Origin of the sequence: Actinokineospora sp. PR83 (assembly GCF_021056305.1) — a bacterium.
In the GTDB taxonomy this organism is placed as follows: domain Bacteria; phylum Actinomycetota; class Actinomycetes; order Mycobacteriales; family Pseudonocardiaceae; genus Actinokineospora; species Actinokineospora spheciospongiae.
In genome coordinates this window covers 1-10769 of sequence record NZ_JAJCXD010000114.1, presented here as the reverse complement: position 1 = coordinate 10769, position 10769 = coordinate 1, and the positions used below count along the sequence as shown (strand labels likewise).

The window sequence follows — 10769 nt, the reverse complement described above, 5'->3', positions numbered from 1 at the left end:
CAGCGAGGCCGCCGCGGCGCGGACCGCGGCACCGCGCTCGGCGGCCGGGGTGTCGGCCCACGGGCCGCGGGCGGCGACGCCCGCCCGCACGGCCCGGCTGACCTCGTCCTCGGTGGCGGTGGGCAGGGAGCCGACCTCGTGGCCGTCCAGCGGGGAGCGGATGTCCAGGGTCACGGCCACGAGCCCTCCTCGGCGTGCGCGACGACCAGTTCGCGGACCTCGCACCCGGCGGGCTGCGAGAGGGCGAACACGATCGCGTCGGCCACCCGCTCCGGTGGGTTGAGCCGGGAGTCGTCGGCCGGGCGGTACTGCTCCGGGCGGTCGTCGAAGAAGTGCGTGCGCATCCCGCCGGGGACCACCAGCGTGACCCCGACCCGGCCCGCGGTCTCCGCCGCCAGGGCCCTGGTGAAGCCGACGACGCCGAACTTGGAGGCGCAGTAGGCGGTGGCGTCGCCGACCGCGCGCAGGCCCAGGGTGGAGGAGATGGTGACCACCCGCCCGCCGTCGAGCATCGGCAGTGCCGCGCGGATGACCGCGGCCGTGCCGAACAGGTTGACCATCACCACCCGTTCCCAGTCCTCTGCGGGCACCACGTCCAGCGCCCCGCACGCGTCGATCCCGGCGGCGGTGACGACGGCGCGCAGGCCGCCGTTGCGACCGGCGATCGCGGCGACGGCCCGTTCCGCCGCCCGGGTGTCGGACAGGTCCACCGCCTCGAAGTCGGCGACCTCCGCGGCCGAGGGGGCCGCCTTGTCGAGCACGAGCGGCTGCCCGCCCGCCGCGTGCACGGCGCGCACGACGGCCGCGCCCAGCCCGGACGAACCGCCGGTGACCAGCACCTGACCCAGCATTCAGCTCCTCCTCGTGAGAATTCCGGTTGTCGAGCGACCGCTGTGGTAGGGCACCACCACGGTCCGCCCACCCCAGCTCGCGACCAGTTCGGCCTCGGGCAGGGTCTCGGCGGAGTAGTCCCCGCCCTTGACCCAGACGTCCGGCCGCAGGACGCCGAGCACCTGCTCCGGGGTGCGCTCGTCGAACACGACCACCTCGTCAACGCAGCCCAGCGCGCTCAGCACCTCCACCCGGTCGTCCTGCGTGGTCACCGGGCGGTCCGGGCCCTTGAGCCTGCGCACGGAGTCGTCGGAGTTCAGGCACACCACCAGGCAGTCGCCGAGCGCCCGCGCGGCGCGCAGGGTGCGGACGTGGCCTGCGTGCAGGATGTCGAAGCACCCGCCGGTGGCCACGACGGTGCCACCCCTGGCGCGCACGGCGTCCACAGTGGATGGGCGGTCCGCCTCGGGGTGCTCGCGCAGCAGGAAGTCCGCCGCCGAGGTGACCGCGGCGGCCACCGCCTCGTCCGGTGCCGCGCCCGCCATCAGCCGGGCGGCGGCGGTGGCGGCGAACCGGTCCCCGGCCCCGCAGGGGTCCAGCACCGGGATGCGCCGCGCGGGGACCGCCGTGGGGGTGCCGCCGCCGTGCAGCAGCGCGCCCCGGGCGCCCAGGGTGACCACGACCGCGCGGGCCGACCACCGCCGCCGCAGCTCCGCGGCGGCCTCGGTGGGGTCGCCGAGCCCGGAGAACGCCTCGGCCTCGGCGGCGTTGGGCGTCACCAGCCGGGCGCCCGGGGTGGGCGCGGGGCCGCGCGGGTGCGGGTCCCAGACGACCGGCACCCGGTCGAGCACCGCCCGCAGCCGCTCGTCGCGGGCCAGGCCGCGGCCGTAGTCGGACACCAGCACCAGGTCGGCGCTGAGCACCTCGTCGAGCATCGCGTCGGTCGCCGCAGGCGGGCGCGGGCCGCCGCCGCTGTCGATGCGGGCCAGCGAGGTGCCGCCCGCGCGCAACCGGGTCTTGACCGGCGTCGGCTCCGGCGACGGTCCCCAGACCGCGGGCACGTCCCCGAGCGCGGCGCGCAGCCGCTGCCCCGCCTCGTCGTCGGCCACGGCGCTGACCAGGGTCACGTCCACCCCGTCGGTGTGCGCCAGGGTGGCCGCCAGCGCCGCGCCACCGGCCCGCGCGGTCTCCCCGCTCACGTCCAGCACCGGCGCCGGGGCGTCCGGGCACAGCCTGCCCACGGAGCCCCGCACGTCCACGTCGAGCAGCGCGTCCCCCACCACGACCAGCTTCACGGTCCGACCCCCTTCATGACGCCCTCCGGGACGCCCCGGGCAGCGCCGCCTCGAACGCCGCGCACACCGCGTGCACGGCCACGAGCTGCGCCTCCTGCACGTTGGCCGTGGCGCCCGGCAGGCACAGCACCTCGTCGGCGGCCTCGGCCAGCGGGTTGGGCCCCGGGCCGGTCATCGCCCACACCAGGGCCCCGGCCAGCCTGCCCGCGGTGGCCGCCTCCAGCAGGTTGCGGCTGCGCCCGCTGGTCGACAGCAGCACCAGCACGTCACCGGGCCGGGCGTGCGCGGTGACCTGCCGGGCGAAGACCTGCTCGTAGCCGTAGTCGTTGCCGATCGCGGTGACGCTGGAGGTCTCCGCGCACAGCGCGATCGCCGAGAACGGCCGCCGGTCGTCGCGGAAGCGGCCGACGAGCTCGGCGGTGAGGTGCTGGGCCTCGGCCGCCGAACCGCCGTTGCCCGCGGCGAGCAGCCGCGCGCCCGCCGACAGCCGCCGGGCCAGCACACCGCCCCACCGCGACACCAGCCGCGACTGCGCCCGCAGCCCGTCGAGGGTGACCGCGAGCCGGTCGAGGTGACCGCCCAGCGCGGCGTCGACCGCCGGGTCGAGTTGGGCCTCCGCGCTCACCGGGCCACCTCCACCATGTCCGCCGCCCCGAGGGCACTGCCCGTCCCGGCTGCGGCACCCGCGTCGACCCGAAGGTAGACCTCCTCGGTGGCCTGGGCGACGTGCTCCCACAGGTACCGGGCCTGCACCCGGTCGCAGCCCGCGAGGCCCAGGGCCTGGCGCTGGGTGGGGTCGGCGAGCAGCGAGCGCAGCGCCTTGGCCAGCGCCACCGGGTCCCGCGGCGGCACCAGCAGCCCGGTGACCCCGTCGACGACGGTGTCCACCAGCCCGCCCACGGCGGTGGCCACCACCGGCACCGAGCACGCCATGGCCTCCAGCGGCACGATGCCGAACGGTTCGTACCACGGCGCGCACACCACCACGTCCGCCGAGCGCAGCAGCGCGGGCATGGACCGCCGCGACACCCGCCCGGTCAGCCGCACCCGGTCGCGCACCCCGACCGACTCGGCGTGCTCCAGCAGCGCCCGCGCCTGCGGGTCGGCCTCGACGTCGGCGCCGCCGCCCGCGATGACCAGTTCGGTGTCCGGCAGCAGGCGCAGCGCGCTGATCACCTCGGCGAAACCCTTGCGCGGCACCAGCCTGCCGACCGTGACGACGCGGTGCCCGGTGCTCCTGGGTGCCCCCCGGCCGTCCGGGCTGAACCGCTGCGCGTCCACCCCGGACGGAACCACGGTCACCTTCTGCCGCGACAGCCCCATCCGCACCAGCTCGAACACCTCGTCGGTGCAGGTGGCCACGATGGCGTCGGCCCGCTTGCCCACCATCCGCTCGATGCCGATCCGCTTGGCCGGGCTGGTGTCGGCCGAACCCTGGTGGCGGCGCTTGACCGTGCCCAGCGCGTGGTAGGTGTGCACGACCGGCACGCCCACCGTCCGCGCGGCCAGGACCGAGGCCATGCCGGACATCCAGAAGTGCGAGTGCACCACGTCCGGGGTGTCGTCGCGCCAGTGCCGGGCCAGGAACCGGGTGAAGTCGTTCATGTGCGGCAGGAGGTCGTCCTTGGGCACCGGGGCGGCGGGCCCGGCCGGGACGTGCACGACGTCGTAACCGTTGGCGTGCACCACTGCCGGCGATCCCGGGTCGTCCCGGCGGGAGAAGACGGTCACCCGGTGCCCCCGGTCGGCCAGCGCGGACGCCAGACCGGCGACGTGGACGTTCTGGCCGCCCGCGTCCTCCTCGCCGAGGGCGGCGAGGGGGTTGGCGTGTTCGGACACCATCGCGATTCTCATGCGGTCACCTCCATCAGCAATCGGTCCCAAGCCTTGAGGAAGCTGTCGAGCCCGTACCGGGCCAGGGCGGTGCGCCTGGCCTCGACACCCCGCGCGCGGGCGGCGTCCGGGTCGGACACCAGCTCGCGCAGTCCCCGGACCAGCCGGTCCGGGTCGTTGGACACCACCCCGGCCTCCGGCGGCACCGCGCGGCCGACCTCGGTGCAGGCCAGCGCGACCACCGGCATCCCCAGGCACATCGCCTCCAGCAGCGACAGCCCCAGCGACGTCCACCGCACCGGGTGCAGGTAGACCCGCCGCTGCGCCACCTCCCGGTGCAGGTCGGCCATGGCGTGGTCGCCGCGGCCCATCGGCCCCAGCAGCTCGGTGCCCATGCCGTAGACGTCGAGCGGGGCGGCCTCGGCGAAGCGGGGCAGCAGGTCGGTGCCGACGACCCGCCCGCGGCGCACGGGTTCGTTGACCACGACCGCCGCCCGGGGCAGCTCACCGGTGTAGAGCGGTCCTGGGTCGACCACACCGTGCTCGATGACGGTGGTGCGGGTGCTGCCCGTGTCCCACATCAGCGCGTTGAAGTGGGTGACGTGCACCAGCCGCCCCGGCCAGTCGGCCATCGGGTGGCGCTCGTTGGGTGCCTTGGGCGTGTTGTGCTCCAGGTAGACCACCGGCATCCCGGCGGGCACCATGGGCAGCTCGCGCGGGTTCTGCACGACCGCCACGTCCGCGCTGCCGCGGTCGAGGCCCGACAGCGGCACCTCCCGCGCCGAGGGCCAGTCGCGCCCGGCCAGGCCCACCCCGTCGGGCGGGGCCACCAGCAGGAACTCGTGCTCGCCGCGGACGAAGGCGTTCGTCCACGAACCGTGCACGTGCCAGAGCAGGACCCTCATGCGCGGACTCCGATCAGCTCGTCGACGGCGTCGGCCACCCGGCGGGGGTCGACCCCGTCGAGGCACGGGTGGCCAGGTACCGGGCAGTCGCGGGCCCGGGTGTCCCGGCACGGCGCGGTCTGGTCGCCGAGCAGGACGTGCGGGCCGTGCGGTGCCCAGCGGGCGGCGGGCACCACGGGGGCGAACAGCGACACCACGGGGGTGCCCACGGCGGCGGCCAGGTGCGCGGGGCCGGTGTTGCCGACCACCAGCGCGTCGGCGCCCGCCAGCAGCCCGGCCAGCTCCGCCAGCGTGGTCCGGCCGCCCAGGTCGACCCCGGCCGCGCCCGCCACCCGGGCGGTCAGCGCGCGTTCGCCGGGGCCGCCGGTCACCAGGACCCGGTGCCCGCGCCCGGTGAGCACCGCGACCGCTTCGGCCCAGCGGTCCGGCGACCAGGTGCGGGCGGGGACCGACGCGCCGGGGTGCACCACCACGTACGGGCCGGGGGTGGTCGAGGGCTGCGGGAGGACCGCCAGGCCGCCGCCGTCCCCGGGGGGAAGCTCGAACCCGGCCGCCCGCGCCACCGCCAGGGCCCGTTCCGCCTCGGGGATGTCGGCGTCGTCGGTCAGCCGCACGTCCAACAGGGAACCGGGGTAGTCGATCGACCGGGCGACGATCCTGGGCACCCCGGCGAGCCGCAGCAGCAGCGCCAGCGGCAGCGGGCTCTGGTGGAAGGACGTCAGGACCAGCGCCACGTCCGGTCGGCGCTGCCGCACCGCGTCGACGAGGCGGTCCACGTCGGCGGCGTCCACCGCGGGCGCGGGGTTGGCCACCCAGGGGCACGCCCACACCAGCACGTCGTCGACCCCGGGCAGCAACCCGGCCGCCTGGCGGCCCGCGGGCCCCACCAGGAGGGTGACCTCGCCCGCCGCCGCGGCGGCCCGGACGGCGGGCCCGGCCAGCAGCACGTCCCCGTCGCTGTCGAGGCGGGCCACGATCGTCCTCACAGGACCACCGCCAGCGCGGCGTGCAGGTCCGCGACGACGACCGGGGCGCGTTCGACCTCCTCGGGCAGCGTCCGCTCGGTCGGGACCAGGATCGCCCGGGCACCCGCCGCGCGCGCCGCGTCGACGTCCGCGCCGATGTCGCCGATGACCACCGCGTCGGACGGGTCCACACCCAGCACCGCGCAGGCCGCGAGGACGAGACCCGGCTGCGGCTTGCGGCACGCGCAGCCGTCCTCCGGGCTGTGCGGGCAGACCTGCCAGGTGCCGAAGGGGCCGAGCAGGGCGTCCACCCTGGCGTTGACCGCGGCGACCTGTTCCTCGGTGAGCATTCCCCGACCGATGCCGGACTGGTTGCTCACCACCCCGGTGGGAATCCCCCGGCCCCGCAGCGCGGTGGTCAATTCCGCCGCCCCGGGCATCGGGCGCACCAGCGCGGGGTCTCCGTTGTAGGGCACGTCGTGCACGAGGGTGCCATCCCGATCCAGCAGCACAGCGGCAGGAGGTGGTGTCACGGGAGCAGTGATATCCAGCATCTTCGCTGGTAAACACTTCGACGGTAAGCAGACGCTCGTACTGGTGAATGGAAAAATGGCCGTCACCCGACGTGGATCAGGCTCTTGTCTCCCATCGGGAAATATCCGCCGGAACATCCCCGGAAAGCCGGGAACGGGATCGAGAAACATTCACCCGAAAGGATTCACCTGAAAGGGTGGCTTTCACTGTTCCACGTGTTGGGTGACCAGCCCCCGGACGAAGTAGCGCTGGGCGCACAGGAACAGCACGATCATCGGCACCGTGGCCACCACGCTGGCCGCCAGCACGATCTCCCACTGCGACTCCCCACCCTGGCCGAACCGGTCGAGCACCGTCTTCAGCCCGCGCGGCAGCGTGTAGAACTGCGGTTCGCGCAGGTAGATCAGCGGCTTGATCAGGTCCGTCCACGCCGACCGCAGCTCGAACACGAACACCACCACCATCCCCGGCCGCGCCAGCGGCAGCGCGATGCTGGTGAAGGTGCGCAGCGGACCGGCGCCGTCGACCCTGGCCGCGTCGAACACCTCCGAGGGCAGACCGAGGAAGAACTGGCGCAGCAGGAAGATGTAGAACGCCGAACCGAACAGGTTCTGCGCCCACAGCGGCACCTGCGTCGTCGCCAGGCCCACCGCGTGCCACTCCAGGTACACCGGGACCATCGTGACCGCGCCGGGCAGCATCATCGTCGCCAGCACCAGCCCGAACAGCAGACCCCGGCCGCGGAAGCGGTAGCGGGCGAAGCCGTAGGCCACGACCGCGCTCGACAGCGTCGCCGCGACCGCCGCGGCCACCCCGACCGCGACGCTGTTGCCGATCCAGGTCAGCAGCGGCACCGCCCGCCACACCTCGACGAAGTTCTGCGGCGCGAACGGCACCGGCAGCAGCGCGTTGTCGAACACGTGCGCCCGGTCCTTGAGCGAGGCGCTCACCAGCCACGCGAACGGGTAGCCGAAGGCCACCGCCGCCACCACCAACCCCGCCAGCGCGACCCCGCGCCCCCTGGTCCTCATCGCGCCTCGCCCTCGTAGTGCACCAGCCGCCTGCTCGCCCGGACCTGGAGGGCGGTGATCAGCGCGATCACCACGAACAGCGCCCACGCCAGCGCCGAGGCGTAGCCCATCCGCAGCGAGCCGAACGCCTGCTGGAACAGGTAGATCACGTAGAACAGCGCCGAGTCGTCGCGGCCCGCCTCGGTCTGGGCGTTGCCGTAGAACATGACGTAGGCCTCGGTGAAGACCTGCAACGACGCGATCGTGTTGACGATGACGGTGAAGTACACCGTGCCGCTGATCATCGGCAGCGTGACGTGCCGGAACCGCCGCCACGGGCTCGCGCCGTCGAGTTCGGCGGCCTCGTACAGCTCCGGCGGCACCCTGGTCAGCGCGGCCAGGTAGATGACGGCCGTGCTGCCCACGGTCCACAGGCTCATCAGCACCAGGCCCGGCTTGATCCACGCCGGGTCGGTCGTCCAGTTCGGGCCGGTGAAGCCGAACCAGCCCAGCACGTCGTTGATGGCACCGGTCTGCCCGTTGAGCAGCAGCAGGAACAGCGCGGCGAGCGCCACCGGCGGGGTCATCACCGGCAGGTACAGCAGGGTCCGGAACACCCCGCCCGCGCGCCCGGCCCGGCGCAGCAGGCCGGCCAGGACCAGGGCCAGCACGATCTGCAGCGGCACGTGCGCGGCGGTGAAGAACAGCGTGTTCCCCAGCGCGGTGGCGACCTTGGGGTCGGTGAACAGCTCGCGGTAGTTGTCGGTGCCGACGAACTCCGCCGGGGTGAGCATGTCGTAGCGGGTGAACGACAACCACAGGCTGATCAGCATCGGACCCGCGGTGAAGACGGCGAAGCCCACCAGCCACGGCGACAGGAACAGCCACGGCGCCCGGCGCTCGGTCCGGCTCACGGTCTACCTCCCCAGTACCCGGTGCAGTGCGGCGTCGGCTTCGCGCTGCGCCTGCCGCAGCGCCTCCTCGGGGGTCTGCGCCCCGGTCAGCACCCGGGTGGCCGCCTGCTGCCAGGCCCTGATCAGGTCCGGTCCGGCGGGGCTGGCGGGCAGGGCGAACGAGTCGTCCTGCAACGCGCGCACGATCGGCACGCCCTGGTCCAGGATGCGGTTGCCCTGCGCGGCGTACACGCTCGTGAAGATCTCCTCGTCGGCCACCCGGTTGGCGGTGAACGTGCCGCCGTAGGGCCTGCCCTTGGCGGCCAGCGCGTCGCGGCGAGCCTTGGCGGCGGTGACCCAGGTGTCGGTGGCGGTCATGGTGACCAGGAAGTCGCAGGCCCGGTCCGGGTGCCGCGATCCCTTGGGGATGGCCCACGCCTGCCCGCCCAGTTCGGTGACGGGTTCGCCCCGCCGGTCGGTGAACGGGGTGATCGTCACGTCCACGTCGGGGGAGTTGGTGGCGAGGGTGTTGATGTAGAAGGAATCCATCGGCATGACCGCGAGCTGGTTCTTGGCGTAGGCGTTGTCGGCGCCGAAGTCGTTGAAGCCGTCCTTGAACGCCTTGAACGCCGCCCACGTGCCCTGCGACTTCACCAGGTCCGTGGTGTAGCGCAGGGTCTCGACCACTGCGGGGTCGTCGAGCCGCACCCCGCGCCCGTCCGGGGTGATCAGCTCCACGCCGTTGGCCTTGGCCCACAGCGGGAGGAAGTCGGGCAGCTTGGGGTCGAAGCCGATCCGCCGGAACCGCCCGCCCGCGTTGTCGGCCAGCCGGGTGCTCAGGTCGGCGAGGGCGGACCAGTCGGTGGTCGACACGGTGGCGGGGTCGACGCCCGCGGCGCGCACGGCGGTGTTGTTGATGATCAGCAGCCGCACGGTGGCGAACTCCGGTGCGCCGTAGACCTTCCCGCCGTAGGTGACCTGGCGCATCGCGGCGGGCCGGAACTGCGCCTGGTCCACCCCGTGCGAGCGCAGGCAGTCGTCGATCGGCTCCACCGCGCCCCGGGCCGCGTAGGCACCCAGCTTCGCCCGGTCGGCGTAGACGAGGTCCGGCGGTTCGCCGCCTGCGACGGCGGAGAGGAATTGCTGCTCGTCGAAGGCGCCCTCGTTGATCCGCAGGTCGGTGTCGGGGAACCGGTCGCGGAACACCGCGACGCGGGCGGTGGCGTGCTCGTCCGGCAGGCCGAAGCCCATGGTGGTCAACGCGTTGGGCGCGTCCTCGGGCGAGGCCCCCAACCCACCGCAGCCCCCGGACAACAGCACCGCCGCCACCACCGCGCACACCCGCACCCGTCGCCCCACGGCCACCCTCCCCCTCCCACGACCAGGCGGGAGCTACCCACTGGGGGTGTGGCCCAAACCACAGTGGGTGACGTGGTGGTGCCATGACCGTGATCGGCCGGGTGACCGGCGGCTCAGCCGACGTAGTTGCGCGCGGTGCGCCCCACGCGGGCGGATTCCAGCAGGCGCAACCCCTCCTCCACGTCGGGGGGCACCACCCGGCGCCCGGCCAGCACCCACGGCAGGCCCAGCAGTGCGCGACCCACCGCGCCCGCCGTCGCCCGGTCCTTCGGGGCACCGCGCAGCACCCAGGCGGTGTGCCGCACGGCGCTGCGCACCGGCCTGCGCAGCCACGCCGTCCACAGCGTGTTCCGGATGCCGTCGGCCCGCCTGGCCCGCGGGTCGCGCGCCCGCGACGGCGCGTGCCGCACCACCACGTCCTCGGCCCAGCACATCCACCAGCCGCGCGCGGCCAGGTCGATGGCGAACAACTCCTCCTCGCCGCCGAGCCACAGCCTCGGGCTGAACCCGCCGACGTCGCGGAACGCCGAGACCCGCACCATGCTGAGCCCGGCCATGATGCCCAGCAGCGCCGGGCCCGGCAGCCAGTCCGGGCCGGGAACGGGGGAGTGGCGCAGCTCCGGGGTGATCGGGTCCTCCCGCAGCCCCGGTTCGACCAGGCATCGCCCGGTGACCGAGCCCAGCTCCGGGTTCTCGTCGAGCAGGTCCGCGGCCCGGGTCAGCGCCCCCGGTTCCCAGCACGTGTCGTCGTCGCAGAACGCCACGTAGGGCGTGCGCACCCGCTCCACCGCCAGGTTGCGGCCGATCGCCCCGAGGTTGCGCGGGCTGGCCAGCAGCTCCACCTCCGGGAAGTCGCGGGCCACCGCCGCCGCGCTGCCGTCACCGGAACCGTTGTCCACCACGATGATCGGCGCCCGGTCCGGCAGCGCGGTCATGTGCGCGAGCGTGCGGCACAGCTCGGCCCGCCGGTTGTGCGTGATCACCACGACGGTCACCCGCCCGCTCACGCCGCGCCCTCCACCAGCTCGACGCGGCGCAGCACCCGGTGCGGCAGCGCGCTGCGACCGCGCGCCGCCGCGGGCAGCCGCCGCACGGCCTCCCCGAGGGCGGTGCGCGCCGCCCGGTCGCCCAGGGCCCGCCGGGC

The 10769-nt window shown here is 74.6% G+C and carries 12 protein-coding genes; all 12 read right to left on the bottom strand.

Features of this window, described 5'->3' with window-relative positions:
* Positions 1-180 (bottom strand): aldehyde dehydrogenase family protein (locus tag L6E12_RS30995; protein ID WP_236231475.1); only part of this gene is annotated, 180 nt, incomplete at its 3' end.
* Positions 171-851 carry an SDR family oxidoreductase gene (locus tag L6E12_RS30990; protein WP_236231474.1) on the bottom strand — a complete coding sequence of 227 codons (681 nt, stop codon included), beginning with the start codon at positions 849-851 and terminating at the stop codon, positions 171-173. The genes L6E12_RS30995 and L6E12_RS30990, both read right to left, overlap by 10 nt.
* Positions 852-2126, bottom strand: coding sequence for a D-glycero-beta-D-manno-heptose 1-phosphate adenylyltransferase (gene rfaE2 / locus L6E12_RS30985; RefSeq protein ID WP_236231473.1), 1275 nt, complete (start codon positions 2124-2126; stop codon positions 852-854).
* A 13-nt stretch (positions 2127-2139) separates the two neighbouring features.
* Positions 2140-2751 carry an SIS domain-containing protein gene (locus L6E12_RS30980; protein WP_374201976.1) on the bottom strand — a complete coding sequence of 204 codons (612 nt, stop codon included), beginning with the start codon at positions 2749-2751 and terminating at the stop codon, positions 2140-2142.
* Positions 2748-3980: a glycosyltransferase gene (locus L6E12_RS30975; protein ID WP_236231472.1), complete on the bottom strand. Its 1233-nt coding sequence runs from the start codon at positions 3978-3980 to the stop codon at positions 2748-2750. The genes L6E12_RS30980 and L6E12_RS30975 overlap by 4 nt, the downstream gene beginning before the upstream one ends.
* Positions 3977-4864 carry a glycosyltransferase gene (locus tag L6E12_RS30970; protein ID WP_236231471.1) on the bottom strand — a complete coding sequence of 296 codons (888 nt, stop codon included), beginning with the start codon at positions 4862-4864 and terminating at the stop codon, positions 3977-3979. The genes L6E12_RS30975 and L6E12_RS30970 overlap by 4 nt, the downstream gene beginning before the upstream one ends.
* Positions 4861-5850, bottom strand: coding sequence for a glycosyltransferase family 9 protein (locus L6E12_RS30965; protein ID WP_236231470.1), 990 nt, complete (start codon positions 5848-5850; stop codon positions 4861-4863). Before L6E12_RS30965 ends, L6E12_RS30970 begins: the two co-directional genes overlap by 4 nt.
* Positions 5847-6362, bottom strand: coding sequence for a D-glycero-alpha-D-manno-heptose-1,7-bisphosphate 7-phosphatase (locus tag L6E12_RS30960; RefSeq protein ID WP_374201975.1), 516 nt, complete (start codon positions 6360-6362; stop codon positions 5847-5849). Before L6E12_RS30960 ends, L6E12_RS30965 begins: the two co-directional genes overlap by 4 nt.
* Positions 6363-6566: 204 nt before the next feature.
* Entirely contained in the window at positions 6567-7394 is an 828-nt protein-coding gene (locus L6E12_RS30955; RefSeq protein ID WP_236231469.1) for a carbohydrate ABC transporter permease, read from the bottom strand.
* The gene (locus L6E12_RS30950) at positions 7391-8287 is read right to left on the bottom strand and encodes a carbohydrate ABC transporter permease (protein ID WP_236231468.1); all 897 of its coding nucleotides are present in this window, start codon (positions 8285-8287) and stop codon (positions 7391-7393) included. Before L6E12_RS30950 ends, L6E12_RS30955 begins: the two co-directional genes overlap by 4 nt.
* 3 nt (positions 8288-8290) lie before the next feature.
* Positions 8291-9625, bottom strand: coding sequence for an extracellular solute-binding protein (locus L6E12_RS30945; RefSeq protein ID WP_236231467.1), 1335 nt, complete (start codon positions 9623-9625; stop codon positions 8291-8293).
* A gap of 113 nt (positions 9626-9738) precedes the next feature.
* A complete protein-coding gene (locus tag L6E12_RS30940; RefSeq protein WP_236231466.1) occupies positions 9739-10632 on the bottom strand; it encodes a glycosyltransferase family 2 protein in 894 nt (297 codons plus the stop codon).
* Positions 10633-10769: the final 137 nt, after the last annotated feature.

Excerpts from the sequence above, each read along its gene's own strand:
- L6E12_RS30990 (WP_236231474.1), bottom strand. The coding sequence starts at position 851 with ATGCTGGGTCAGGTGCTGGTCACCGGCGGTTCGTCCGGGCTGGGCGCG.
- L6E12_RS30975 (WP_236231472.1), bottom strand. The coding sequence starts at position 3,980 with ATGAGAATCGCGATGGTGTCCGAACACGCCAACCCCCTCGCCGCCCTC.
- L6E12_RS30970 (WP_236231471.1), bottom strand. The coding sequence starts at position 4,864 with ATGAGGGTCCTGCTCTGGCACGTGCACGGTTCGTGGACGAACGCCTTC.
- L6E12_RS30955 (WP_236231469.1), bottom strand. The coding sequence starts at position 7,394 with ATGAGGACCAGGGGGCGCGGGGTCGCGCTGGCGGGGTTGGTGGTGGCG.